The organism is Methylobacterium indicum, from assembly GCF_017347565.1.
GTDB classification, from domain to species: Bacteria; Pseudomonadota; Alphaproteobacteria; order Rhizobiales; family Beijerinckiaceae; genus Methylobacterium; species Methylobacterium indicum.
Window position 1 is genome coordinate 5,805,117 of record NZ_AP024145.1, and the last position, 25,878, is coordinate 5,830,994.

Below are 25,878 nucleotides of genomic sequence, written 5' to 3' on the forward strand. Positions count from 1 at the left end.
AGCGTCACCACTCCCATCCCGCTTGCCGGTAGATGTTATGAAGCGTCCCGGTCGGGATCTCGGACGCCCCGCCATCGACCGTAACCTTTCCGGGCTTGGTCGGGTGCTTGTACTGGACGTGATCACCGGGACCCTTGCGGGCGACGAACCATCCGTCCTTCACGAGCATCGCGAGCACGTCACGGGTTTTGCGGCTTCTCTGTTTAGGAGCCATCGCGCAACCGTTCCGCCTTCGATCCGCGTACCCGGCGGTGTCTCACGCGGCCCTCTCAAGATGTTGCGCATTGATACACACCAAACGAACTTGCGCAAGTGTGTGTAATGCGGGATCGCGAGCGGTTTTTCCTGCGCCGCTGTGCCCTGGTCCGTCCTACGACCGGGCGGGTAAGGGTTTGCACGCCGCCCGGACCCGAAGCGACGCGATCCGCGTCCGCCGCTCAGGTGATCGGCGCCGGGTTGAACAGCGTCAGGTCGTTGTAGAGGCCCCAGCGGTCCGACCAGGGCTGCGTGCGCCCGCTCGCCACGTCGAGGATGAGGTGGAAGAGCTCCCAGCCCATCTCGGCGATGGTCGACTCGCCGGTGGCGATGCGGCCGGCATCGAGGTCGATCAGGTCCGACCAGCGCCGGCTCAGCTCCGTGCGGGTCGCCACCTTGATCACCGGGGCCTGGACGAGGCCGTAGGGCGTGCCGCGGCCGGTCGAGAAGACCTGCAGGGTGATGCCGGAGGCGAGCTGCAGGGTGCCGCAGACGAAGTCGCTCGCCGGCGTCGCGGCGAAGATCAGGCCCGTCTCGCGCACCCGCTCGCCGGGGGCGAGCACCCCCGCGATGGCGCTGGTGCCGGACTTCGCCACCGAGCCGAGGGCCTTCTCGACGATGTTGTTGAGCCCGCCCTTCTTGTTGCCGGGGGAGGGGTTGGCGCGGCGGTCGGCACCGCCCTTCGCGAGGTAGTCGTCGTACCAGGCCATCTCGCGGATCAGCGCATCGGCGACCTCCGGGGTCGCCGCCCGCGGGGTGAGGAGGTGGATCGCGTCGCGGACCTCCGTCACCTCGGAGAACAGCACGGTCGCGCCGCAGCGGACCAGGAGGTCGGCGGCAAATCCCAGCGCCGGGTTGGCGGTCACCCCCGAGAAGGCGTCGCTGCCCCCGCATTGCAGGCCCACCACCAGGTCCGAGGCCGGGCAGGTCTCGCGGCGGCGCGCGTTCAGCACCGCGAGGCGGTCCTCCGCCATCGCCAGGATGCTGTCGATCATGCTGCCGAAGCCCTCGTGCCGCTCGTCCTGGAGCCGCACCACGCTGCCCTCGGCCGCAGCCCCCGCCGGCACCAGGCGCTCGGAGACGAGCTTCTCGCAGCCGAGGCCGACCACCATCACCTCGCCGCCGAAATTCGGGTTCTGGGCGAGGCTCTGCAGGGTGCGGATCGGAATCACCGCCTCGGGGGCGTTGATCGCCACGCCGCAGCCATAGGCGTGGGTGAGGCCGATCACGTCGTCGACGTTGGGAAACCGCGGCAGCAGCTCGCTGCGGATGCGCCGGATCGCGACCTCGAGGGTGCCGGCGACGCATTGGACGCTGGTCGAGATCGCCAGGATGTTCTTGGTGCCGACGCTACCGTCCGGATTGCGGAAGCCCTCGAAGGTGTAGCCGTCGAGCGGCGGCAGCGGCGCGGGGACCCGCGTCGCCTTCTCGAGGGCGTCCAGCGCCGGGGCGGTCGGAGTCTCGACGCAGGATTCCTCGACCCAGGAACCCCGGGCGATGTCGCGCAGCGCGATGCCGACGACCTCGCCGTAGCGCCGCACGAGCCCGCCGGCCGGGATGTCGGTGAGCGCCACCTTGTGACCCTGGGGCACGAACTCGGTCAGCGTCAGCCCGTCGGGAAACACGGTTCCGGCCGGCAGCCCGAAGGCGTTGACGACGATCGCGACGTTGTCGGTCTCGTGCAGGCGGATGGTGCGGGGCGCGTCGCCCCGTATCGCCGCGGCGGCCTCGGGGCCCGCGGGGATGGGCGACGCCGACGCGTGCACCTGTGTCGAATCGGAACCCGCGCGCATGGCCGTCCCCCCAGGGTGAATCCGCTGGAGCCTCGTTCGACGACCAGCATACCGGTTCGTCGGAGCATACGGCGAAAACACCGTTTGGGGGCGGAATCTCGCGCCTCCGACAGGAGCGCGGGGCGTCCTGCCGGGGCGTGGGCGGCGAGTATGCCGCGCATGGCCATCGGACCGGGACGGTCCCGTCCCGCTCAATCCCGGTGGTGCATGATCCGCCCGATCGCGTTCAGCAGGATCTGCGCCGCGAGGATCGCCGTCGTGCCGGTATGGTCGTAATCCGGGGCGACCTCGACGAGGTCGATACCGACGATGGATCCCCGCCGGGCGAGCCCGTCGATCAGTTCCAGGACCTCGTAATACTGGAATCCGCCGTGGCTCGGCGTGCCGGTGCCGGGCGCGATCGACGGGTCGAACCCGTCGATGTCGATCGAGAGATAGTAGCGCGCCCCGGCCGGGATGCGGGCGAGCACGGCCTCGGTGCCGAGTCGGCGCACCTGACGGACCGACAGGATGTCCGACCCCATCGCCCGGGCGGCCTCGTAGCCGTCCCGCGCCGTCGACGACACGTTGCGGATTCCGAGCTGGGTCAGGCCGGTGACATGGGGCTGCTCGGCGGCGCGGCGCATCGGCGAGCCGTGGCCGTGGCGCACGCCGTGGCGCTCGTCGACGAAATCGAGGTGGGCGTCGATCTGCACCAGATGCACGGGCGCCTGGTCCGAGAAGGCGCGGATGCAGGGAATGTTGATCGAGTGATCGCCGCCGACGACGACCGGCAGGGCACCCGCCGCCAGGATCGCCCGGACGCCGGCCTCGATGTTGGCGTGGCTGCGCTCGGTATCGGTGTGCACGATGTCCGCGTCGCCGAGATCCACGATCCGCACGCCGTCGAGGTAGGTGACGTCGTCCTCGTGGTCGTAGGCGCCCGCATGCCCGAACGAGAACAGGGTGGAGGCCTCCCGGACGGACCTGGGCCCGAACCGGGCGCCGGCCCGCCACTGCGTGCCGAAATCGAACGGCGCGCCCAGGAAGGCCACGTCCGCCTCGATCCGGGTCCAGTCGGGCTGGTACGGGTTCTTGCCGAAGGTGGCGATGCCGACGAACGGAAGGTCCAGGCGGCCGGTCTCGTAAGCATGGGTCATGAACGGACTCTCCAAAGAGCAAGTTTCGACGATTCGGGGAAATCGAAGATCGAGATCGGTGTCCGATGGCGGCGGGACCGGCTGCTGTCCGAAGCAGACTTGCGTTGGCAAGCTGACGAAAGCCTGCTTAGTTGCGTCGCAGATTGTTGTCGCAAAACCGATGACCGTTTTTGCGAAATCTGTTTAGATCGCGCGCTCGCGCCAGGTATCGAGGAACTGGGCGAGCCTCGGGCTCCTGGGCATCTGAAACAGAGTGTGCGGATCGCCCTGCTCGACGATGTCGCCATGGTCCATGAAGACGACCCGGTGCGCGACATGGGCCGCGAACCCCATCTCGTGCGTCACGATCACCATCGTCATGCCCTCGGCGGCCAGCGCGCGCATGACGGACAGAACCTCGCCGACGAGCTCCGGATCGAGTGCGGAGGTGGGTTCGTCGAACAGCATGATCTTGGGCGATAGGGCGAGCGCGCGGGCGATGGCGACGCGCTGCTTCTGGCCGCCGGAGAGCTGGTCGGGCCGATGATCGGCATGGGTCGCCAGGCCGACCTTGGCGAGCATCTCGCGCCCGAGGGCGTCGGCGTCGGGCCGCCGCATCCGCTTCACGACCCGGAGCGCCTCGGTGACGTTGGCGAGCGCCGTCATGTGCGGCCAGAGATGGAAATGCTGGAAGACCATCCCCAGGGGCGCCCGCACCGCGGCGAGCTCCGCCTCGCTCGCGCGTTCGCGGCGCAAGGGGGTGTCCCGGTAGCCGAGGGGCCGGCCGAGGATCGCGATGTCGCCCTCGTCGTGGGGGTCGAGGAAGGCCATCGCGCGCAACAGGGAGCTCTTGCCCGAGCCCGAGGGCCCGATGATGCAGACGACCTCGGACGGCGCGATGTCGAGGCTGATGCCGTTCAGGACGGTCCGGTCGCCGAAGCGCTTGACCACGCCGCGCAGCGATACCGCGGCGATGCCCGACGGGGAGGGAGACGGCCCGGTCATCGTGAGATCCTCGCGGCGAGCCGTCGCTCGGCGATGCGCCCGCCCTGCGCGACGATCTCGACGAGCGTCCAGTAGATCAGGCCGACGCACAGGTAGGGCGCGACGACCGCGAAGGTCTCGTTGCTGATCAACGTGACCGCCTTGGTGAGTTCGGGCACCGTGATGATCGAGAGCACGGCCGAGTCCTTGAGCACGATGATCGCCTGGTTGATCGACGGAGGCAGGATGAAGGCGGCGATCTGCGGCAGCTCGATGCGGCGGAGGATCGACAGGGAGGGCAGCCCGAGCAGGCGGGCGGCCTCGATTTGTCCGGGCTCCACGCTGGCGAGGCCGGCGCGGAAGATCTCCGCGAAATAGGCCGCGGCGTAGAGCCCGAGACCCAGGATCCCGGCCGGAATCGCATCGAGCACGACGCCGAAGGACGGGCCGCCGTAGTAGATGAGGAAGAGCAGGATCAACACGGGAGAGCCGCGCATCAGCTCGACATAGGCGCGGGCCGCCAGGGCGAGTACTGCGAACCGACAGCGGAGCATCAGCGCCAGCGCCAGGCCGAGACCGGTGCCGATCGCGGTCGCGCTCGCGGTGACCCCGATGCTGACCATCGCGGCGTCGGCGAGAACGGCGCCGTACCGGATCAGGATGTCGATCATGGCTGCCTCCCCGTGCGGCTCGCCGGGCGGAGCCGCCGTTCGAGCCAGAGGCCGAGGCAGGCCAGGCCGATGCTCAGGGCGACGTAGATCGTCAGCGCCGCGGCATAGGTCTCCAGCGGACGGAAGTTCGACGCGGCGACCTGCTGGGCCCGGCGCGTGAGGTCCGTGACCGCGACGATCGAGACGAGCGAGGAATTCTTCAGGAGCAGGATGGCCTCGCTCGTGAGCGGCGGCAGCACGGCCCGCACGGCGTGGGGCACGACGATGTGACGGCGAACCGCGGCGCGCGAGAAGCCCAGCATCGTGGCGGCCTCGATCTGGCCTGCCGGGACGGCCAGGAGCCCGGCCCGGTAGATCTCGGCCTGGAACGCCGCGGTGTTGAGGCCGAGCGCCAGGACCGCCGCCACGCTCGACGGGATCACCACCCCGACGGTCGGCAGCAGGTAGAAGATCAGGAGGAGCTGGACGAGGATCGGGGTGCCGCGCCAGACGCTGCGGTAGAGGGCGGCGCTCCAGCGCGGGATCCGCGCGGTCGAGACCAGGCCGAACGCGACCAGGAGGCCGAGCGGAGCGCCGATGAGGAAGGCCGCTGCGGTCAGCAGCAGCGTCGTCCGGGCGCCGTCGAGAAGCGCCGTCAGGATGGAAAGGAACCCGTCCGCCACCGGCGACCCTCCGCTTGGACCGTCGCGCCCTACTTCTCGGGAACGGGCAGCGCGTCGGCGGGGAGATCCATGGCGGCGCCGAACCATTTGCGCTGGAGTTCGGCGAGCTTGCCGGAGCGATTCAGCTTGGCGAGCTCGGCATCGACGAGGGCCTCGAACCGCTCGCTGTCCGGGTCCTTGCGGCCGGCCCAGGCGAAATAGGTCTTCGGGCCGAAGGTCGGCAGGACGACCTCGAAGACGTCCGGGCGCTGGCGCGCGGCTTCGAGCAGGTTGGGCAGGGAATTGACGACCGCCTGGATCCGGCCGGCGGCGAGGTCGGCATAGGCGTCGCCGAAATCGACGTAGGACTTGAGGCCGCGCACGGGCTTCTTCTCGGCGGCGAGCGTGCCCGCCAAGCGCTCGAGCGCCGCGTACTGCGCCGAACCGGTCTGGGACCCCACGACCTTGCCGGCGATGTCCTCGGGCTTGGCCAGCGTGGCGTCGCCCTTGCGCTTCAGGACCGCCATCGTGGCATCGGCGATCGGCAGGGAGAGGCGATAGGCGTCGTACCGCTCCCTGGTCACCGTCACGGAGGTGACGACGTAGTCGAAGCGCTTGGCCGCCAAGCCCGGCAGGATGCCCTGGAACGGAAGATCGAGCCGGTCCAGGGCGACGCCGGGCAGCGCCTTCATGATCTCGGCCATGATGTCGGCCGAGTAGCCGACGATCTTGCCGTCCTGCACGAACTCGAAGGGCGGGAAGCGCGCCTCGGTGCCGACGGTCAGCACCTTCTTGGCCTCGACCCGGGACAGCAGATCCTCGGCCCGCGTCCGGGATCCCGACGACGCCAGGAGGAGTACCGCGAGAGCGGAGGCCGCGAAGGGGCGTGTCGGCATCGTGTCATCCTTCCGGTCTGCGGGCCGCCGAGCCGCGCGGTACCGCAGAGGACCACACCGCTCACATCGAAAAAATAGGATCCTTTCGATATTCAAATTCATGAAACTGATGTAAGCGGGCCGTCATGCAGGTCGCCAGCACCGATCTCCGCTCGCTCGCCGTGTTCCGGGCCGTCGTCGAGCATCGTGGCTTCCTGGGCGCGCAGGTGGCGCTGGGGTTGAGCCAGTCCGCCGTCAGCTTCCACATCAAGGCCCTCGAGGAGCGGCTCGGGCTCGCGCTGTGCCGCCGGGGGCGTGGCGGCTTCGAGCTGACCGACCGCGGCGCGATCGTCTACGAGCAGTCCAACCTGCTCTTCCTCGCCCTCGATACCTTCGAGAGCCGGGTCGGGGGGTTGAAGCGGCGCATCACCGGCACCCTCCGTCTCGGCCTGGTCGACAACACGATCACCGACCCGGATCTTCCCATCCACCGGCTCATCGCGGTGTTCGGGCGCAAGGCGCCGGACGCCGTCCTGACTCTCTCCATCGATGCCCCGGAGGCGCTGCTGGCCGCTCTCGGCAATGGCGGCATCGATATCGCGATCCTGCCGGAAACGCAGAACTACCGCGGACTGAAATTTTCGCCGCTGCGTGACGAACGACACTCGCTCTACTGCGCGGCCAGCCATCCGCTCTACCATCGACCGGAGGCAACGACCGAGGACATCGAGAAGCACGCCTTCGTCGTTCGACCCTATGCCAACAGCCGCGAGCTTCACCATTTCCCGAATGCCGTCGCCGGCATCAAGGTGTCGAACATGGAAGCGCAGGCTCTGTTCATCATGAGCGGCCGCTATATCGGCTATCTGCCCGATCATTACGCCAAGCTGTGGGTCGGCCGCGGCGAGATGCGCCCGATCATGGCCGACACGGCATCGATCGCGTCACCGTTCTTCATCGCGGCCCGCGCCGCCGACCGGCCGACCGCGCTGCGAGACCTCTTCATGACCGAGCTGATCGGCCTTGCCAGCGAACGCGCCCATCTGCGCAGCCTGGCCGACGAGGCGGCCCACGCCGATCCGGATCGCGAGGGGCGCGTCTCGGCCGGCCCCGCGCGGCGATGACGGCCGCGCCCCGCGCCTACCGCTCGACCAGCTCGACCCGGCGGTTCCTCGCCCGTCCGGCCTCGGTGGCATTGCCGGCGACCGGCGCGTAGGGGCCGAGGCCCCTGGCCTGGAGCCGGGCGGCGGCGATGCCGAACCGGGTCGTCAGGGCCGTCGCCACGGCGGCGGCGCGGGCCTGCGACAGCGCGAGGTTGCGATCGAGCGTGCCCGCATTGTCGGTATGGCCGACGATGAAGACCTGGCGCTTGGGGTCCCGCGTCAGGAAGGCGGCCATCTGGGCCAGCGTCGCGTCGGATTCCGGCTTCAGGGTGGCGCTGTCGGTCTCGAACTGGATGCCGTCGAGGGCGACGTGGCCGGCGCTCGCCAGCCCCTCGCCCATCGCCTTGGCGTCGACGACGACCTGGCCGGTCTGCATCGGCCGGCCCTCGACGACCTGCAGCAGCACGCCGGGCTGGTGGCTGCCGTCCTGGCTCACCAGCACGGAGACGTCGACGCTGCCCTCGGGCCGGTCGAGGCGGGCCGTCAGGGACCGCACGTCGCCGTTGGTCGCGTCGAGGAGATCGATCCGCAGGCCGAACAGATCCCCTCCCATCGCGTTGTTGACCGGATCGGCGAGCGCGGCGGCGAAGTTGTAGCCGCCGCAGGTGTCGACGCCGCAGGCATAGGTGATCCGGAAGCCCGCGGCGGTCAGGGTGCGCTCGTAGGTGCGGTAGACCTCGAGCGCGGATTTTCCCTGCGGAATGGCGTAGGCGATGCTCGTCACGCGGCCCTCCGCCGTCAGGCTGCGGGAGAACCGGCTCTTTTGGGCGCCATCGTAGGGCCCGAGCGGCAGGGTCAGCGCCGCGTAGTCCTGCTGCCGGTAGCCGATGATCACCGCACCGGAAAAGCGCGAGACGATCGGGCTGTCCCTGGCGCCCTTGACGTCCTTCGTCGGCGCCTCGGCGGCGCGGGCCGGTCCCGCGAGGGCGGCGAGGAGGAGAATCGCACATCCGGTTCGGCGCAGAGGCAAGGCCGCACTCCTTCAGGGTGAGGGCGAGAGGGGAGGGGGTGAAGCCGGGTTGCCGCATCGCGATGGGTCGCAGACCGGATGACGAGCGCGTCCGCGAGCGTCAGGCCGGCCGGGGGTCCGTCCGGGGCGCGGACCGCCGGGCGACCATGCTCCGGGCGACCATGCTCTTGGCGACGACGACGGAGCGCAGCTCCGCCGGCCGGACCGGCTTTGCCAGGATCGGCATGTCGGCGGTGCCGAGCTCCTCGCGCACCCGCGCCTCGTCGTGGCCGCTGATCACGACGGTCGGCACGTCGCGCCCGGCGAGCCGGCGCACCGCCGCGATGCATTCGGCCCCGGTCACGCCGTTGCCGAGATCGAAATCGGTGACGAGGAGGTCCGGGGCGGCGATCGCGTCCGGGATCCCGGATTCGGCCTGGACCTCGCATCCCCACTTCCGCAGCAGGCTCGCGGTGGCGCTCAGCACCGCCTCGTCGTCCTCGATCAGCAGCACCCGGAGGCCGCGGATCGCCGCCGGCGGGTCGAGCCCGCGCCACTCGCCGTCGAGGACCGGCGCGCGCACGATCGGAAGGTTGCCGAGGGTGACGCCGGTGCCGCGCCCCGGGACCGAGCGGAGCGCGACCTCGACGTCGAGGATCTCGCCGAGGCGGCGCACGATCGGCAGGCCGAGGCCGACCCCTTCGAGGTCGCGGTCGCCGCGCTGGCGGACCTGGTAGAACTCGTCGAAGATCCGGGCCTGGTGCTCGTCCGGGATGCCGGGGCCGCGGTCGAGGACCTGGACGTCGAGGCGGCCGCCGCGCCGCCGCCGGCAGGCGATCAGGATCGGCCGGCCCGGCGCGTACTTGATGGCATTGTTGACGATGTTCTGCAGCATCGTCGTGAACAGGGCCCGGTCGGTATGCACGACGACCCGGCAGGGCCGGCTGCGGAGCGCGGTGCCGGCGAGCTGGGCGGCCTCCGAGTTCTGCCGGCGCACGTCCTCGATGATCTCGGCGATCGCCACCGGCTCGAACCGGGGCCGGACCTTGCCGCTGTCGAGGGTCGAGATGTCGAGGAGCGACTTGAACAGCCGCGACACGCTCTGGAGCGAGCGGTCGATGTTGTCGACCATCCGCACCTCGTCGGGCCCGAGCCGCCCGTCGCGCAGGCAGGCGGTGAACAGGCTGATGGCGTGGATCGGCTGGCGCAGGTCGTGGCTCGCCTGGGCGAGGAAGCGCGACTTCGACAGGCTCGCCTCCTGCTCGCGGGCATAGGCCTCGCGCAGGCGCTCGAGCAGGCCGTAGATGTAGGTCGGCACGAGCAGCGTGGTCAGGACGAGCGTCAGGACCAGGAAGGGGTTGTCGCGCCAGTAGTCGCTGAAGGCGGTCGTGACGGCGATGGAGGCGAGGGCGGCGAGCGTCGAGACCTTGAGCGAGGTCGCGCCGTAGCGCAGCCCGTTGCCGACGATCATCCTGAGCACGATGGCGTAGAGCGGCAGGAACGGCGCCCCGCCGATCGCCATCGTGTAGGTGATCCCGGCGATGTCGAGGGCGAAAGCCAGGCTGCGCCGCGCGACGCTGTCGCTCGGATGCCGCGAGATCCAGACATAGAGCACGAGCGTCACGAGCCAGTGCGCCGAGACCAGGGCGGCGACGATCCGCAGGTCCGGCGGTCCGATCCCGGCGAGCGCCTGCGGCAGCACGTAGAGGCACATGCAGCCGATGATGACGAGGCGCGTGAGGGTCTGCGCCTTCTCGTTGCCGGCCTTCTCGCCCGGCTCGCGTCCGAGCCCCGTCATCGCCCGCTCGCGCGGCGCCGGGCGTGGGCACCCCTGGGCCGCGCCCTCATCGATAGAGGCCCGCCGCCTCGTCGAAGCGGAAGGTGCGGGCGTCCCGGGCGTCCGCGGGCCGCACCTTGCCGGCGGGGCCCGGCACCGTCCCGGTCAGCGTCACCCGCAGCGGCGGCCAGGCGGGCGGCGTGCCGGACGCCCGGTCCGCCGCTTCGGCCAGGATCTCGAGGCGGCCCTCGCTCGCGCCGAGATTGCACGGTCCGTCCTCCGGTGCGCCGCAGCCGGCGGTCTCGTCGGAGCCCGCCGGCAAATCGCCCGACAGGCGCCAGCGCAGGGGCGCGGGGGTGAATCGCAGGACGAGGAACGAGAAGGTCTGCGCGCCCTCCATCCCGAAGGCGGTGGTGCGCAGCCCCATCACCAGCCGCCCTCCGGGCAGCGGCTTGAAGACCGGCCCGAGGCTGTCGTCCACCTCGGGAGCGTCGCCGTTGCGGTTGCCGGTCCCGATCCGTCCGGGCAGCGCCTGGACGTCCCGGAGGACCCAGCCCGTGCGGCTCGCCGTCTGCGTCTGGGCGAAGGTCGCTGCGACGAGCGCGCGGGCGTCGGGCGCCTGCGGATCCTGGCCCGGGGCCGGCAGGGTCGCGAACCCGACGGCCCAGCCCTGGTCGGTGGCGAACATCGCCCCGTACCAGTACTCGGCGGTGCGCCCGTCCTTCATCCGGCAGGTCCGGGCGTCGGGGCCGACCGGACGCCCGCAGATCGCCCCCATCACCGTGGCGACCGACGGCAGGACCACGTCGGGATCGGCCTTCGCATCCCCTCCCTGCAGCGTGAGCGCCGCCGACAGGGTCAGCAGCGTCGTGATCCGCGAAAGAAGAGAAGGCCGGCAGGTCTCGCCCGATTCCATCATGGTTCTCACCAGATCGTCGCGTCGTCTCTGAATGTCGTGTCGGTGTCGTATCCCGGGCGAGATCTCTGCCACAGGCTCCGCCGGGCCGACATTAGGACACCTGTACGATCCGACGCCCGGGCGGCCGGCGGGTTTCCGGCCCGCCGGGGTCAGGCACCGATCATCCCCCCGAGCCCGGCATGGGCTGCCTTGGCGGCGGCGGCGGCGCGCGAGGTGACGTCGAGGGCGCGCAGGAGCGCCGAGACGTGGATGCGGACGGTGAAGGGCGAGATGTCGAGGGCGCGGGCGATCTCCTTGTTGGTCCGCCCCTGCGCGACGAGGCGCAGGACGTCCCGCTGGCGCTGCGTCAGCGGCGGCAGGCCGGCCTGGCTCACCGCGAGCTCCGTGCGCGGGTTGCGCCGGATGACGAACTCGCCCTCGCGCACCGCCGTGATCGCCCGGGCGATCTCCGCGGCGGGCAGCGACTTGGCGATGAATCCGTCGGCCCCCTCGGCCATGACGGTGCGGATCAGGGCGTCGTCCTCGATCATCGACACGACGATGATCGAGGTCTTCTGGAATTCCTCGCGCAGGGCGCGGATCGACCGCTGCGGGTCGAGGCCGGGAAACAGGAGGTCGAGGAAGACGGCCTGCGGCGGGGCGGCCCGGGCGAGGTCCAGGACCTCCTCCATCGTGTCGGCCTCCCGCACCCGCGTCTGCGGGTAGAGCCGTTCCGCGATGTGCCGCATCCCCTGACGGAACAGCGGGTGGTCGTCGGCGACGATGACGGTCTCGATCGTGCGGACGGTCATTCCAGCCCCGAAACCCTCATGCCCGAAACCCTCGTGAGGCCCGCCCTCCGCGGTACGAGCCCTCATGCGCGCGGCCAGCGCCGTACCGCAGGAGACGGCCGACGCCTTATAGGACATGTGCACTAGTAGACCGGTTTTTGGGGCCTGTCTAGAAACCTCACACAGGGTCACGATAGGACATCGGACCCGCCTTTCGAACAATTACAATCTGATCGTCGTTGCCCGATCGGCCACGAACGCCGACGCAACGTCGCAATTACGATGACGGTTTTCGGGAGTGCGGCGAATGTCGGATAACGAGCGCGCAATTCTTGAGCGCCAAACAGAGGCGCGCGCCGGAAATCCCGGCGCGACGATGCCGCCGCCGGCCGCCGCTCCGCCCAGATCGGCCGTCTCGCCCGGCGTGATCGCGGCCATCGGCGGCGTGGTGGCGGCGGGCGTCGTCGCCGGGACGCTGCTCCTCGGCGGGTCCGAGAAGACCGGCACCGTCGAGCGGCCGGCCCTGTCCCTCGTGAAGGCGGGCGACATCGACAAGGCGAGCGGGACGGTCGCGCCGGAGGAGAAGGACAAGGTCGTCGAGGAGGCGAAGGCCTGCCGGGCGCCGCTCGCCAGCATGCGTCTGTCGAAGACGACGGCGAAGGGCGGCGGCGTGGTGCGCATCCGGGCCGGCAACTACCTGTCGCCGGCCTTCACCGTCGCGGACGGGCCGATCGTCGTCGCGGTGCCGTTCCCCGGTCCCTACGAGGCCGGCAAGGGCGAGATCGTGATCGAGGGCGCGGCCAAGGACGTGTTCGTCCAGCTCAATCCGGGCCTCACCGTCGACACCACCGAGGGGGTCAAGCGCATCCCGGTGATCTGGGACACCAGCAAGCCCTGCGGAGCCTGACCGGTGTCGAAATCGGCCATCGTTCCGTTCGTCGTCTCCGGGCTCGTCGTTGCGGTCCTGACGCCGCTCCTGCTCAGCACCGAGTACGGCCCCGCCGCGTGGTGGAACGCGGCCTCGACCGAGATGCGCTGGCGCGCCGCCATCGGCGTCGCGGTCGCCGTCATGGCCGCCCTCGGGCTCTTCGTCACCGCGCTGGCGGCGCGCCGCGCCGAGGCCGCGCTCGGCCAGCCACGGGCCGGCCTCCTCGGCCTGCCGCGCCTGATCCTCGCCCCGCGACGGGTCGTCGAGGCCCGCTCCCCCGACGCCGTGATCGCCACGCTGGAGGACATGGTCGGGCTCGTGCCGGTCAAGCGCGAGGTGAACGCGCTGATCGCCCGGCTCGAACTGGAGCAGCGGCGGCGCGCCGAAGGGCTGCCGGTCTCTGCGATCAGCCAGCACATGATCTTCACCGGCCCCCCCGGCGTCGGCAAGACCGAGGTCGCGAGGGCGATCGGCGAGATCTTCCGTTCGCTCGAGGTCCTGCGCCGGGGACACCTCGTCGAGGTCGACCGGGCGGGGCTGGTCGCGGGCTATGTCGGCCAGACCGCCGCCAAGACCCTGGAGCGTTGCCGCGAGGCGCTCGACGGCATCCTGTTCATCGACGAGGCCTACACGCTCGCCGGCGGCAGCGGGGGCAACGACTTCGGCAAGGAGGCGATCGACACGCTGCTGAAGTTCATGGAGGACAACCGCGACCGGATCATCGTGATCGTCGCCGGCTACACCAACGACATGCGCCGGTTCATCGACACCAATCCGGGGCTCGCGGGCCGCTTCACCAAGACGATCGAGTTCCCGCCCTACAGCCCGAAGGATCTCTGCGAGATCCTGCGCCGGATGGCGGCGCGCCAGCAATTCACCCTGCCGGATGGGTTCGAGGCGCGCCTCACGCCCTGGCTCGCCCAGCGCGCCCGGGCCGAGGACTGGTCGAACGCCCGCGAGATGCGCACCCTTCTGGAGAAGGCGCGCGAGGCGCAGGCCGCCCGGGTCGCCCGTGAGGGCGGCGACCACCGCCGCATCGAGATCGTCGACCTGCTCCGGGCGACCGGCGAGGACGCCTGACACCCCGACCGGCCGGCATCCGCGCGCCGCCCCGTGAGGGCGGAGCCGTGCGGGCATCCGGCCCGCCCCCTTCGAAGGTCCGTGATCCCATGGAACGCCTCGACAAGCATCCTGCGGCCATCTTCCTCGTCATCGTGCTGGGCGCGACGGGCGGGCTCCTCGCCCTGCGGCCGGACCTCCTCGGCGGGCTGACCGCCTCGCCCGGGGCGAGCCTGCGCCACGGCCTGATCCTCGGCGGCCTGGTCCTGGGCCTGCTGGCGGCGAGCTACATCCCGGCGCGGATCGAGGGGATGCGGCGCGCCATGGCCGAGGCCCGCGCCGCCCGCCGGATCCGGCCGATCCGCTTCGAGGACGACGGCGCCACCGCGGAGAAGCGCGACACGCTCGCCACCGCGCTGGCGACACTGGAGGGCATGGTCGGCCTCGAACCCGTCAAGCTCGAGGTGAAGGGCGTCATCGCCCGGATGCAGGTCGAGCAGCAGCGCCGCGCCCAGAACCTGCCGGTCGCCGCGATGAGCCAGCACATGGTGTTCACCGGACCGCCCGGCGTCGGCAAGACTGAGGTCGCCCGCATCCTCGGCAGCGTGTTCAAGGCGTTGCGGGTGCTGCGCAAGGGCCATGTCGTCGAGGTCGACCGGGCCGGGCTGGTCGCGGGCTATGCCGGGCAGACCGCGATCAAGACCCTGGAGCGCTGCCGGGAAGCCCTCGACGGCATCCTGTTCATCGACGAGGCCTACACGCTGGCCTCGGGCGGGGGCAGCGACTTCGGCAAGGAGGCGATCGACACGCTGCTGAAGTTCATGGAGGACAACCGCGACCGGATCATCGTGATCGTCGCCGGCTACACCAACGACATGCGGCGGTTCGTCGACACCAATCCGGGGCTTGCCAGCCGCTTCACCAAGACGATCGAGTTCCCGAGCTACGGCGCCCCGGACCTCGCCGAGATCCTCCGCCGGATGGCGAAGGCCCAGGGTTTCGTCCTGCCCGACGGGTTCGAGCGCGATCTGGCCTCTTACGTCGCCGCCCGCTCCCGCGCCGAGGACTGGGCCAATGCCCGCGAGATGCGCACCGTCCTGGAGAAGGCCCGCCAGGCGCAAGCCCTGCGGCTCGCCGCGCAGCCGGGCGGCGATCTCGGACGGCTCGAGCCCTCCGACATCGCCGCGGCGCTCGGCCGGCCGACCGGCGGCGCCATCGACCTCGACGAGGCCCGCGCGGTCATCGCCCGCCTCGACGCGATGATCGGCCTCGCCCCGGTCAAGCAGCAGGTGAAGACCGTGGTGGCGCGGGTGATGGTCGACGCCAAGCGGCGCGCCGAGGGCGTCGAGGTCGGCGCGGTGAGCCAGCACATGGTGTTCACCGGGCCGCCCGGCGTCGGCAAGACCGAGGTCGCCCGGATCATGGGCGACATCTTCCGGACCCTCGGGGTGCTGCGCAAGGGCCACGTCGTCGAGGTCGACCGGGCCGGGCTGGTGGCGGGCTATGTCGGCCAGACCGCGGCGCGGACGCTCGAGCGCTGCAAGGAGGCGCTCGACGGCATCCTGTTCATCGACGAGGCCTACACGCTCGCCGGCGGCGGGGCCAACGACTTCGGCAAGGAGGCGATCGACACGCTGCTGAAGTTCATGGAGGACAACCGCGACCGGATCGTCGTGATCGTCGCCGGCTATACCGACGACATGGCCCGGTTCATCGACACCAATCCGGGGCTCGCCGGCCGCTTCACCCGGACCGTCGAATTCCCTCCCTACGACCCCTACGACCTCGTCGAGATCCTGCGCCTGATGGCGTCGCGCCAGTCCTTCCGGCTGCCGCCGCGCTTCGAGACGCTGCTGATGCCGTGGATCGAGGCCCGCGCCCGCCGCCGCGACTGGGCCAATGCCCGCGAGATGCGGACCCTGCTCGAACGGCTGCGCGAGGCCCAGGCCCTGCGGCTCGCCGCCGATCCGCTCGGCGATCACGGCCAGTTCGAGCTCGCCGACGTCGAGCGCGCCCTCGGTGCCGCGGCCTGACACACATGGGTGGAATCTCGGATCGAATGTCGGACCGGACGGGGTCGGGACGCAGGCGGTCGCTCGCCGCCGCGCATGGCCGGCTCTGGTACGGCGAGGCCGGCTACCGGCTGGCCTGGCTCGCCCTGCCGCAGGCCGGCGCCGTGGTGGCGGCCGGCCTGCTCCTGGCCGTCGCCAGCCGGGGCGAGTGGGGCCGGCCGGCCACCGGCTCGCCGCAGCGCGTCGCCGCCCTGGAGGCGCTGCGCCAGCGCGCCGGGCGGGAGGGCGACGTCGCCGCCTTGAAGGAGCTGACGGCCGCCGCCAAGGCGGGGGAGATCGACGCCGCGACCCGGCTGGCGAGCCTGGTCGACCCCCTCGCCGCCAAGGCCACGCCGCGCAGCCCGGCGCCGCGGGATGGCGGGCGGGCGGCCGCGCTCTACCGCCCCGGCGCCGCCTCCGGCGACATCGTGGCGATCGCGCGCCTCGCCGACCTCCTGATGGAGGACGCGGCGGGCGAGCGCGAGCGCCGGCAGGGCTGCCGCCTCGGCCTGACCTGGCTCGACCACCCGCGGGTGAACCGCGACATGCTGCGCGGCGAGGAGCGCCTGGCCGAGAAAATCGCCCGCTGCCTCGTCGATCCGCAGAGCGGCGTCGCGCAGGATCCCGACCGGGCCGGCGCCCTCGTGGTCGACACGCTGCGGCTCAAGTACGACCGGTCGATCCGCCAGTACATCTACGGCCTCGGCCTGCAGAAGCCCGAGCTGATCCGCGGGATGCAGCGGGAACTCGCGGCGCGCAGGCCCAACGGCTATACGGGCCCGATCGACGGGCGGGCTTCCGGCGAGACGGTGCTGGCCCTGGAGCGGGAGGCGGAGCTGCGCCCGTTCCCGCCGCAGCCGCGATCGATTCCGGCGACGCAGACGGACGCGGAGCAGGCGTTCCGGAGCCTCGTCGAGGCGGCGCGGCGCGATGCCGGCGCCCGGGCGCGGCTCCAGGCCATGGCGGACCGGGGCGACGCCAAGGCGATGGCCGATCTCGGCGGCCTCTACAGCCCGGTCTACAACAGGGGCGAGTTCTTCGCCCCCGATGCCCGCCGGGCGGCGCAGCTCATGGAGCGGGCCGCCGCGTCCGGATCGCCCGGGACCGGGATCGAGGTCGCCAGCCTCTACGACAAGGGCCCCGGCAACCTCGCCAGGGACCCGGCCAAGGCCGCCGCCCTGGCGATCCGCGCGATCGCCGCCGATCCCTGGCTCGGGAACCTGCTCACCGATCCCGACATGAGCGCCGGCTGGAGCCCGGCCTTCTGGGGCAGCGTCCAGCGCGAACTCAAGGAGCGCGGCTTCTACGCCAACCCGATCGAGGACCGGCGCAACGACGCCCTCGTCCTGGCGATCCGGCAGTTCCTCCGCGCTCAACAAGGCGCAGCGGCGGGCGCCCGCCCGGGAGGGCAGCGCCATGATTGAGCGGGGAATGACGGGGCGGGGCCACGCGCTCCTGCGGGCGCATGGCCGGCTCTGGTACGGCGAGCCCGGCTACCGGGCGGCCTGGTTCGCCCTGCCGCAGACCGCGACTGTGGCGGTGGCGGGCCTGTGCCTGGCCATCGCCGCGGGCGGCGAATGGGGGCAGCCGGCCACCGCCTCGAAGGCGCGGATCGCCGAGTTCTCGGCCCTGCGCGACCGGGCCGGCGAGCAGGGCGACCGCAAGGCCCTCGACGCGTTGACCGCGCTCGCGACGAGCGGCCAGATCGACGCTTCGACCCGGCTCGGCACGCTCTACGATCCCCTGGTCGCCGGGCTTCTCCCGAAGAAGACCACGCCCAACGATTTTTCCCGCGCCGCCGCGCTCTACGGGCCCGGGGCCGCCGCGGGCGACCTCCTGGCGATGACCCGGCTCGCCGACGTGCTCCTCGACCCGGGCAACCCGAACGGCGACCTCCGGCGCGGCTGCCGCCTCGCCCAGGCCTGGATCGACGCCCCCGAGACCCTGGACAAGACGATCACCGGCGAGGAGGCGCTCGCGGTCAAGCTCGCCCATTGCTACGTCCGGCCCGAGAGCGGCCTGAAGCAGGATCCGGTCCGGGCCGGCGAGCTCGTCACCGGCGTGCTGTGGCGCAAGCACGCCCCGACGATGACCGCCTTCATCAGCAATCTCGGCCTGCAGGACCCGGCCCTGATCACCGGCCTGCAGCGGCACTACGCCAAGACCGGGCGCTACATCGGCCCGGTGGACGGCAAGGCGAACCCCGCCCTCGTGACCGCCCTCCAGGTCTCGGCGGGGATCGCCAACACGGTGGCGACCCCGCGGCCCGAGCCGCGCAAGGCCGAGGCGAACGAGCCCACCCCGGAGATGACCGCGCTGATCCGGGCGGCCTGGTCCGACGCCGCGGCGCGGTCGCGCCTCAAGGGCCGGGCCGATGCCGGCGACGTCGACGCGCTCGCGGCCTACGGGCAGCTCTTCAACCCGGTCCTGAACAAGGGACAGACCTTCGCGCCGGATGCGCGGCTCGCCGTCTCCTACTACGAGCGGGCGGCGGCGGCCGGACATGGCAGGGCGGCGGGCGAGGCCGCGGCGATCTACGATGCGGGCTGGGGCAACGTCGCCAAGGATCCCAAGAAGGCCGCCGCGCTCGCCATGCGGGCGATCGACCTCAAGGACAGCCAGACCACGTTCTGGCTGCTCTATCCCGAGGCGGGCAATTTCAGCGGCCCGTTCTGGGGGGCGATCCAGGCCGAGCTGACGGCCCGCGGCTTCTACACCCTGCCGGTCGAGAACAAGCGCAATTCCAGCGTCGTCACGGCCCTGCTCGCCTACATGAAAGCCAAGTCATGACCCAAGCCTCAGCCAGAGCCGTCGCCGTGAGCGGCGTCGACCGGCTCGGCGCCCACGCGGCGCTGTGGTACGGGCAGGCGCGTTATCGCCTCGCCTGGCTCGTCCTGCCGCAGGCCGCGGTGGCGCTGATGGCCGGCCTCGCGCTCGCCCTGGTGGGGACCGGTGCCGAATGGGGCAAGCCGGCCGACAGCAAGGAGAGCGAGAAGCTCTACGCCGATCTCCTCGAGAAGGCCGGGAAGGACGGCGACAAGGCGGCGTTCGACAAGCTGAAGACGGCGGCCGAGGCGGGACAGATCTCCGCCCGCTCCTTCATGGGCGTGCTCCACGATCCCGACATGGCGCCGGTCTACCCCAAGAGCCCGGTCAAGCCCGACGTCGACAAGGCGCTGGGCTACTACCAGCGGACGGCGGATCTCGGCTATCCGGGCGCCCAGCGCGGCATGACCGAATTGCTGCTCGACCCGGCCCACGGGCATTACGACGCGAAGCGCGGCTGCCGCTACGGGCTCGCGCTCCAGGCCAACCCGGCCGTGGCCCGGGCCGGCTACGCCGGGTTCTGGCCGGCCTTCTACCGGCTCGCCGGCTGCTACGTCACGCCCGAGAGCGGCGTCCCGCGCGATCCCCAGAAGGCCGCCGACATCTACATGGAGACGGTGGCGGCCGGGGTGCGGACGGCCGCGACCGACCTCACCGACGGGCTCGGCCGCCGGCCGCCCGATCTCGTCTCGGCGATCCAGCGCAACCTGACGCGCCGCGGCTTCTATGCCGGGCCGATCGACGGCACGGCCTCGCCGCAGACGATCGCGGCGGTGCGGGCCCTCTCCGGCAAGGCCGCCCCGGCGGGCGGCAGCGCCCCGGCGGGCGGCGCGGCTCCCCCGGGCGGAGCCACCGGGGGCGAGGGCAAGAACCCGGCGCCGCCCGCCTCGGAGCCCGCCCCGAGCGTCGATGCGCTGACGGCCCTGTACAAGAGCGCGCCCGCGAACGCCGCCGACGCCGCGAAGCTGCGCGACTTCGCCGAGAAGGGGTTCGCAGTCGCCCAGTACCTCTACGCGATGCTCGTCTCGCCGACGAACAAGGAGCGGGGACAGGTCGCCCCCGACGGGCGCCTGGCCAGCCGGTACCTGGAGCGCCTGGCCCGGGACAAGGAGTTCGGACCGGCCGCGGTCTCGGCGGCCTTCCTGTACGACATCGGCGGCGCCGACCTCCCCCGCGACCCCGATAAGGCGGCGGACATGACCGTCCGCGCCCTCGAGCTCAAGGCCAAGGACATCCTGCCGAACCTGGAGAACGACAAGTGGGGCGCCGGCTACTGGGCCGCCCTGCAGCAGCGCCTGGCCGCCCGCAAGCTCTATCGCGGCCGCATCGTCGACCAGCGCAACGACCGCACCCTCCAGGCGGCCGGCGACCTCCTCGGCAACCCATAGGAGACCGGAGTGGTTCTCGATCCTCGATCCGGCCGGGTGCGGACCCGGCGCCGCCTCGGCCTTCTCGCGGGCGCCCTGCTCGCCGTCTTCCTCTCCGGATTCCTGGCGCCGCCGGCCGCGCAGGCGCAGACGCCGACGAAGAGCCGCAAGGTCGACTGCTACGTCGAGGCCGACGGCAAGGTTCTGGCCGACGGCCTCTGCGAGTTCATCACCGACCCGATTCGCTACGGGGCAGGGGGCTTTCGCCTCGGCAGCCCCAGCGTCGCATCCGCGCGCTACGGGGCCGTCGTCACGGTGTCGGGGCCCGGCGGCGGCATGGCGACCTGGAACCAGTCTCCGGGCGGCGACCCGGAGAACGGGCCCTCCGACGTCGTCACCTCCCAGGGCGCCTGCTGGCGCGGCGAGCGGATCCGGGCCTGCGCCTGGAAGATCGGCGAGGGCCGCCCCGGCTTCACCGGCCCGGCGGCTGCGCCGCAGCCCGCCGCGCCGCAGCCGGCCGGCGCACAGCCCGCCGGCCTGCGCCCGGCCGATTGCTACCTCGAGGTCGAGGGCAAGGTCCGCCTCGACGGGTTCTGCATGTTCGTCCCGGATGGCGGCCAGGGCGGGTTCGTGGTGCGGGCGCGGGCGAGCGGCAAGCCCGACATCCTCGCGCGGCTCGACCGCAAGGGGCAGGAGCCGGGTCGGGCCTGGGTGTTCTGGAACGAGCAATACGCCGACATGGAGCCGATCTTCGCCCTCGGCCAGGCCACCCGGAACGGCCCGTGCTGGGAGAATGCCCAGACGCGGTTCTGCGTCTGGCAGGCGGGGCAGTCGCGCGGCGACTGGAAGCGGAGCGCCGGGGTCGCGGCGCCGCCCGCCTCGCCGCCCGCCGCCCGCGATGCCGCCGGGACGGAGGCGCCCCCGCCCGGCACGGTGCTGACGCTGACCTTCCGGGGCCGGTGCGAGGCGCTGGTGATCGACGGCGAGGATATGGGCGCGGCCTGCGCGCCGACGGCGAGCAACGAATCCACCGCCGGCTCGGCCCAGGCCGTGTTCAGCTTCGGCACGGGGGATGCCCGCACCCTCATGTTCCTGGCCTCGGCCAAGGGCTGGGTCGAGAACGGCACCCTGCACCAGCCGATCGACCAGCTGCGCTACGAGGAGGCCGGCCGCAGCCACCTCGTGAAGGCGAAGGGCGTCTGCGAGATGCCGAACCCGATGGGCGGTCCCGTCGTCATCACCTGCACCGCCCAGAGCGCCAACACGCCCTACGCGGCGCGCTTTCGCACCGACGGCAGCCGTCCGGCCCTGACGCGATCGAGCCCCGGCTGAGGACCCGCTCGCGCAATCTCGTCCCGTTCCGATCGGCGGAGGTCATCATGCAACATCGCACCCGGACGCATCGCTCTCGCGCGCTCGCGGCGCTCGCCGCCCTCGGCCTCTGGGGGGCCGGGCTCCCGGCGCTCGCCGAGACACAGAACAAGACCGCGCGCCCGGGCGAGCGGACCTTCCTCGATGCCTTCAGCCACTACTTCGCGACGCAGGGCTGCCGCTCGCAGGCCGCCCTGGTCGAGCTCGTCACCCCCCCGCGCGGCGGTCGCCTGGAGCAGCGGCGGGAAACCCGGATCCTCGGCTCGATCGTCGGCGACGACGGCCGCTCGGCACGCAGCGCCGACGGCTGCGAGGCCGTGAGGAAGGACGCGATGAGCCTCTACTACACGCCGCGCCCGGATTTCTCCGGCCTCGACACCCTGTCGGTCGACGTGACCTTCGGCGACGGGACGACGGTCCCCTACCTGTTCCGGATCACGGTGCCCGCACCCGCGCGCCGCGAGGTCCCGCGCGAGGTCCCGCGCGAGGTCCCGGCGGTGTCGCAGGCCCCGGCGCGGCGCGAGGCCGGGCAGGACGCCGCGACGACGCGGGCGGCCCCCATTCCGCAGGGACGGGCCGCGACCGCCGAGGACTTCCTGCGCGAGGCGGCCCGCACCGCGGCACCCGCGAGCCGGCCGGTACCCGCCGCCCCGCTCCCGAAGGCGGCCTCCTCCACGCCCGAACCCGCGCCTGCGACCCGCCCCGAGGTTCCGCAGGAGGTGGCGCCCGCCCGTCCCCCGCGTCCCCCGGCCCAGCGCCAGCTCTGATCCGTGCCGGAGCCTCGTCCGATGAATGCCTGGGACACCAAGACGATCGTGCTCACCGCCATCTGCGTCGTCCTGGTCGCCACCTGGATCGGCTTCATGGCGCATCTCGTCCTCACCGACCGGTCGCACATGCCCGCCGGGGCGCTGCTGATCGCGATCGCGCTCGAGACGGCGAAGTACGGCCTGATCCTGGCCGTGTGCGTCTGGGCGGCCGCCCGCTGGCTGTGACGGGTCCGACCGCCTCATCCCCCTCACCCTGACGGAGACCGGACGACCATGCAGGCGCTGGACAGGACGATCATCCCGAGGCTCCTTCTCGCCGGGACGATCCTCGGCGCATCCCCGGCCCTGGCGGCCCAGCCGTCCTTCGACTGCGCGAAGGCCGCCTCGCGGATCGAGCGGACGATCTGCGCCAGCGCCCCGCTGGCCAAGGCCGACGCCGCGCTGTCGGCCGCCTATCAGGAGGCCCGCCGGACCCTCGCCCCCGAGGCGGGGGCGCTCCTCCTCGTGGACGAGAAGCGCTTCCTCGCCGCGCGCGAGCGCGTCTTTTCCACCGGCGACAAGGATCCGGCGGCCCTGCTGCTCGGCGAGATCGAGGACCGCATCGCCTTCCTGCGCAGCCTGCGCGTCCCGCCGCCGGGACGCCTCGCCGGGACCTGGAGCAACCTCTTCGGCACCGTGACGGTGACGCCGGGGACCGATGGCGGCCTCGCCGTCAAGGTCGACGCCAACGAGCCGATCACCGCCCGCTGGACCTGCGGCGCGGAGGGCAAGGGACGGCTCGCCGGCGACCTCCTCACCGTGTCCCTCGGCGAGGACGGGTCCACCCTCACGCTCGCCCGGGAGGGCGAGACGCTGACGCTCGGCGCCGTTCCGGGGAAGGGCGAGGCGGAGGGGACCGCGGATTACTGCGGGCTCAACGGCTCGGTCGACGGCACCTACTTCTTCGTCACGCCCGCGGCGGCGGCCCGCTGAGGATCGCCTGTCCGCCCGATGGATGCCCCGATCGCGCCGCCATCCTCGCGGGGGAGAGGCGGCCCGCCCCGACCAGGAGGATTCCTCGTGACACATCAGCTGCTGCTCGCCGGCACGCTCCTGCTCATGATCGCCGCGGCGCCGCCCCTGATGGCGGCCACGGGCGTCATCCGCGAGGTCACGCTCTCGAGCGGGGGCCTCGCCGAGGTCACGCTCGCCGGCTCGGTCGAGGGCGACGCGACGATCGCCATCGACGTCAGGGCCGACCAGATCGACGACATCCTCAAGAGCCTGGTGGTGCGCGATCCCAAGGGCGCGGTCGGCGCCATGCGGCTCGACGGCGAGGACCAGGTCGAGGAGATCCTGCGCACCCTTCCCTTCACGGCGGACGACCTGTCGTCCTCCGCCCAGCTCGCCGGCAAGCTCCAGGGCGTCGAGGTCCGGATCGAGAGCGGCGGGCGAGTGCTCGAGGGCCGGGTGCTCGGCCTGTCCGAGCGCGAGGCCGGCTCCGAGACCGGGACGGTGCGGGTTCTCTCCGTGATGACCGCGTCCGGCGCCCTCGACTCGGTGCGGGTCGACGACGGCCTGACGGTGACGATCCGCGACCCCGCGATGGTCGCGCGGATCGCCGAGGTCGTCGACGTGGCCGGCCGGGCCAAGGCGAGCGGGGCGCGCCGGGTGGAGATCGCCCTGTCGGGCACCGGCGCGCGCGAGGTGCGCCTGACCTACGTGGTCGCCGCCCCGGTCTGGAAGACGAGCTACCGGGTCGTCGATCACGGCGACGGCCGGGCGAACCTGCAGGCCTGGGCGATCATCGAGAACGCCCTCGGCGAGGACTGGAAGGGGGTGGACGTCACCCTGTCGTCCGGCGCGCCGGTGACGCTGCAGCAGCGCCTGCACCGGCGGTACTGGCACCGCCGCCCCGAGGCGCCGCTGCCGGTCGAGAATCTCGGCCTGCCCGACCTCGATGCCGGCCCCCTCGCCGCGCGGGCGGCCGCGCCGCCGCTGCCGGCCCCGATGGAGCGCATGGACCGCAGCCGGCGCGCCGTCGACGCGCGCTACGAGGCCGCGCCGGCCGCGGTGGCGGCGCAGCCGGCGGAGGGCGACGTGGCGGCGACCTTCCGGCTGCCCCACCCGGTCGATCTCGGGGTCGGCCGCACGCTCTCGGTGCCGATCCTCGACACCGAGATCGAGGCGTCCCGGATCGCGCTGTGGAAACCCGGGCAGGGCCTCCACCCGATCGCCGCCCTGATGCTCCGCAACGGGACCGGCACGACGCTGCCGCCGGGCATCCTCACCGTCTACGATCGCGCGCTCGGCTATGTCGGCGACGCGCGGCTGCCCGCGACCCCGGCCGGCGAGCAGCGCTTCGCCGCCTTCGCGGCCGACCGGAAGGTCGGCGTGCGGGCCGAGACGAAGCCCGCCGAGGTGCTGACCCGGATCACGGTCGTCGACGGCGCGGTCCGGGCGACCGCGCGCTCGCGCGAGGAGACGGTCTACACCGTGAAGGGCGCGCCCGACGCGCCGCGCACCGTCGTCATCGAGCATCCGCGCCGCGACGGCTGGACCTTCTCGTCCCCGGCCCGCGACGGCGAGACCCCGACCGCCTACCGGCTGACGCTCGATGTGGCCGCCGCAGGCACGGCCGAGGCGCGGGCGGTGCTGGAGCGCGTCCAGACCGACACCTACGCCCTCGCCGAGGCCGATTCCGGGATGCTGGTGAGCTGGAGCGCGCTCGCCGACGACCCGGCCCTGGCGGGCGGCCTCAAGGCCCTGTCCCAGGCCCGCGCCGACAGCCAGGCGGCGACCCGCGAGATCGCCGAGATCGCCGAGCGCATCGCGACGATCGCGGCCGAGCAGGAGCGTATCCGCGGCAATCTCGGCGTCGTCCCGAAGGACAGCGAACTCGCCCGGCGCTACCTCGCCCAGATGGGCGCCCAGGAGGACGAGCTTGCGAGGCTCGGCACGACGCAAGGCGAGGCGCGGGAGCGCCTGAGGACCCGGGAGGCCCGTGTCCGCGCGCTGATCGCGGAGCTGTCGGGACGCGAGGCCCGGCCATGACGGCGCTTCTCGCGATGGGCTCGATCGGCCTCAAGCTCGGGATCCTGGTCGCCGTCGCCCTCGGCAGCGGCGCCGTCGGTTATCGCCTGGGCCGGGACCTCGACGTCTTCCTGCCGGCGGACCGGTCCCCGGCCCTGCGGGCCCTGCGCCTCGTCGACCGGATCGCGGTCGAGCGCGGCCTCGCCCGGGGGGACCTGCTGCGGGCGATGCTGGAGGAAGACGCGCGTTCGACCGCCGGAGCGCCCCGTCGATGACGCCGATCACCGACCAGGACAGGGCCTTCCTGCGCCGCGAGTGGAGGGACCTCGGCAGGTTCGTCGTCCAGGACGATCCCGATCCCGCCGACCATGACGCGATCTACGCCTGGGTGCTCGATTTCATCGACAGCGGCGTCGACGACCCGGACTACCCGTACGTGCACGGCCTGATCGAGGTCGGCACGAACTTCGACATCCCGTTCACGGCGACGGAGCGGGTGCGCGGCGAGCTGATGACGATCGCGCGCAGGAAGCGCGAGGATCCGGGCTGGCGCCGCCATCCGTGAGGGCGCGCCGGGGC

The 25,878-nt window shown here is 72.2% G+C and carries 26 protein-coding genes; 14 read left to right on the forward strand and 12 right to left on the reverse strand.

Features of this window, described 5'->3' with window-relative positions:
* Positions 1 to 4: 4 nt before the first annotated feature.
* The 7 genes from miv_RS26970 to miv_RS27000 all read right to left on the reverse strand — a co-directional run bounded on the left by miv_RS26970 (position 5) and on the right by miv_RS27000 (position 6,358).
* Positions 5 to 214, reverse strand: a complete 210-nt coding sequence (locus miv_RS26970) for a type II toxin-antitoxin system HicA family toxin (protein ID WP_207179951.1) — start codon at positions 212 to 214, stop codon at positions 5 to 7.
* A 223-nt stretch (positions 215 to 437) separates the two neighbouring features.
* A complete protein-coding gene (gene garD, locus miv_RS26975) occupies positions 438 to 2,048 on the reverse strand; it encodes a galactarate dehydratase (protein WP_207179952.1) in 1,611 nt (536 codons plus the stop codon).
* A 191-nt stretch (positions 2,049 to 2,239) separates the two neighbouring features.
* Complete coding sequence (gene speB / locus miv_RS26980; RefSeq protein ID WP_048429362.1) at positions 2,240 to 3,187, reverse strand: agmatinase; 948 nt, start codon at positions 3,185 to 3,187, stop codon at positions 2,240 to 2,242.
* A gap of 183 nt (positions 3,188 to 3,370) precedes the next feature.
* Entirely contained in the window at positions 3,371 to 4,171 is an 801-nt protein-coding gene (locus miv_RS26985; RefSeq protein WP_207179953.1) for an amino acid ABC transporter ATP-binding protein, read from the reverse strand.
* A complete protein-coding gene (locus miv_RS26990) occupies positions 4,168 to 4,821 on the reverse strand; it encodes an amino acid ABC transporter permease (protein WP_244748724.1) in 654 nt (217 codons plus the stop codon). The genes miv_RS26985 and miv_RS26990 overlap by 4 nt, the downstream gene beginning before the upstream one ends.
* Positions 4,818 to 5,483: an amino acid ABC transporter permease gene (locus tag miv_RS26995; protein WP_244748725.1), complete on the reverse strand. Its 666-nt coding sequence runs from the start codon at positions 5,481 to 5,483 to the stop codon at positions 4,818 to 4,820. Before miv_RS26995 ends, miv_RS26990 begins: the two co-directional genes overlap by 4 nt.
* A gap of 29 nt (positions 5,484 to 5,512) precedes the next feature.
* Positions 5,513 to 6,358, reverse strand: coding sequence for a transporter substrate-binding domain-containing protein (locus miv_RS27000; protein WP_207179956.1), 846 nt, complete (start codon positions 6,356 to 6,358; stop codon positions 5,513 to 5,515).
* A 125-nt stretch (positions 6,359 to 6,483) separates the two neighbouring features.
* Here miv_RS27000 and miv_RS27005 point away from each other — a divergent pair, with 125 nt between their 5' ends.
* On the forward strand, positions 6,484 to 7,461 hold the full coding sequence (locus miv_RS27005; protein WP_082171823.1) for a LysR family transcriptional regulator: 978 nt from the start codon (positions 6,484 to 6,486) through the stop codon (positions 7,459 to 7,461).
* A 16-nt stretch (positions 7,462 to 7,477) separates the two neighbouring features.
* Here the strand turns inward: miv_RS27005 and miv_RS27010 are convergent, their stop codons facing one another.
* From miv_RS27010 to miv_RS27030, 5 genes are all read right to left on the reverse strand, one after another.
* Positions 7,478 to 8,470 carry an OmpA family protein gene (locus miv_RS27010; RefSeq protein WP_207179957.1) on the reverse strand — a complete coding sequence of 331 codons (993 nt, stop codon included), beginning with the start codon at positions 8,468 to 8,470 and terminating at the stop codon, positions 7,478 to 7,480.
* Positions 8,471 to 8,570: 100 nt separating this feature from the next.
* A complete protein-coding gene (locus tag miv_RS27015) occupies positions 8,571 to 10,247 on the reverse strand; it encodes a hybrid sensor histidine kinase/response regulator (protein ID WP_207179959.1) in 1,677 nt (558 codons plus the stop codon).
* Between the two features lie 46 nt (positions 10,248 to 10,293).
* Positions 10,294 to 11,145: a hypothetical protein gene (locus tag miv_RS27020; RefSeq protein WP_244749092.1), complete on the reverse strand. Its 852-nt coding sequence runs from the start codon at positions 11,143 to 11,145 to the stop codon at positions 10,294 to 10,296.
* Positions 11,146 to 11,294: 149 nt separating this feature from the next.
* Positions 11,295 to 11,936: a response regulator gene (locus miv_RS27025; RefSeq protein ID WP_048429357.1), complete on the reverse strand. Its 642-nt coding sequence runs from the start codon at positions 11,934 to 11,936 to the stop codon at positions 11,295 to 11,297.
* Positions 11,937 to 12,137: 201 nt separating this feature from the next.
* Positions 12,138 to 12,353, reverse strand: coding sequence for a hypothetical protein (locus tag miv_RS27030; RefSeq protein WP_162234106.1), 216 nt, complete (start codon positions 12,351 to 12,353; stop codon positions 12,138 to 12,140).
* Here miv_RS27030 and miv_RS27035 point away from each other — a divergent pair.
* From miv_RS27035 to miv_RS27095, 13 genes are all read left to right on the forward strand, one after another.
* Complete coding sequence (locus miv_RS27035) at positions 12,340 to 12,822, forward strand: hypothetical protein (protein WP_244748726.1); 483 nt, start codon at positions 12,340 to 12,342, stop codon at positions 12,820 to 12,822. The two genes, miv_RS27030 and miv_RS27035, sit on opposite strands and share 14 nt — an antisense overlap.
* Positions 12,823 to 12,825: 3 nt before the next feature.
* On the forward strand, positions 12,826 to 13,923 hold the full coding sequence (locus miv_RS27040) for an AAA family ATPase (protein ID WP_207179961.1): 1,098 nt from the start codon (positions 12,826 to 12,828) through the stop codon (positions 13,921 to 13,923).
* Between the two features lie 89 nt (positions 13,924 to 14,012).
* The gene (locus tag miv_RS27045; protein WP_058619377.1) at positions 14,013 to 15,935 is read left to right on the forward strand and encodes an AAA family ATPase; all 1,923 of its coding nucleotides are present in this window, start codon (positions 14,013 to 14,015) and stop codon (positions 15,933 to 15,935) included.
* Positions 15,936 to 15,961: 26 nt separating this feature from the next.
* On the forward strand, positions 15,962 to 17,377 hold the full coding sequence (locus miv_RS27050) for an SEL1-like repeat protein (RefSeq protein ID WP_207179962.1): 1,416 nt from the start codon (positions 15,962 to 15,964) through the stop codon (positions 17,375 to 17,377).
* Entirely contained in the window at positions 17,370 to 18,743 is a 1,374-nt protein-coding gene (locus miv_RS27055; RefSeq protein ID WP_244748727.1) for a hypothetical protein, read from the forward strand. The genes miv_RS27050 and miv_RS27055 overlap by 8 nt, the downstream gene beginning before the upstream one ends.
* A complete protein-coding gene (locus miv_RS27060; RefSeq protein WP_207179963.1) occupies positions 18,740 to 20,167 on the forward strand; it encodes a peptidoglycan-binding protein in 1,428 nt (475 codons plus the stop codon). Before miv_RS27055 ends, miv_RS27060 begins: the two co-directional genes overlap by 4 nt.
* 9 nt (positions 20,168 to 20,176) lie before the next feature.
* Complete coding sequence (locus miv_RS27065; RefSeq protein WP_207179964.1) at positions 20,177 to 21,478, forward strand: hypothetical protein; 1,302 nt, start codon at positions 20,177 to 20,179, stop codon at positions 21,476 to 21,478.
* Between the two features lie 47 nt (positions 21,479 to 21,525).
* Complete coding sequence (locus tag miv_RS27070; RefSeq protein ID WP_207179965.1) at positions 21,526 to 22,284, forward strand: hypothetical protein; 759 nt, start codon at positions 21,526 to 21,528, stop codon at positions 22,282 to 22,284.
* Positions 22,285 to 22,305: 21 nt separating this feature from the next.
* Positions 22,306 to 22,512 (forward strand): hypothetical protein, encoded by a 207-nt coding sequence (locus miv_RS27075; RefSeq protein ID WP_048429476.1) that lies wholly within the window; start codon positions 22,306 to 22,308, stop codon positions 22,510 to 22,512.
* 48 nt (positions 22,513 to 22,560) lie between these two features.
* Positions 22,561 to 23,259, forward strand: a complete 699-nt coding sequence (locus miv_RS27080) for a lysozyme inhibitor LprI family protein (RefSeq protein WP_207179966.1) — start codon at positions 22,561 to 22,563, stop codon at positions 23,257 to 23,259.
* Positions 23,260 to 23,346: 87 nt separating this feature from the next.
* Positions 23,347 to 25,320, forward strand: a complete 1,974-nt coding sequence (locus tag miv_RS27085) for a DUF4139 domain-containing protein (RefSeq protein ID WP_244748728.1) — start codon at positions 23,347 to 23,349, stop codon at positions 25,318 to 25,320.
* On the forward strand, positions 25,317 to 25,574 hold the full coding sequence (locus miv_RS27090) for a hypothetical protein (protein WP_048429474.1): 258 nt from the start codon (positions 25,317 to 25,319) through the stop codon (positions 25,572 to 25,574). The genes miv_RS27085 and miv_RS27090 overlap by 4 nt, the downstream gene beginning before the upstream one ends.
* Positions 25,571 to 25,864: a hypothetical protein gene (locus miv_RS27095; protein WP_207179967.1), complete on the forward strand. Its 294-nt coding sequence runs from the start codon at positions 25,571 to 25,573 to the stop codon at positions 25,862 to 25,864. The genes miv_RS27090 and miv_RS27095 overlap by 4 nt, the downstream gene beginning before the upstream one ends.
* Positions 25,865 to 25,878 lie beyond the last annotated feature (14 nt).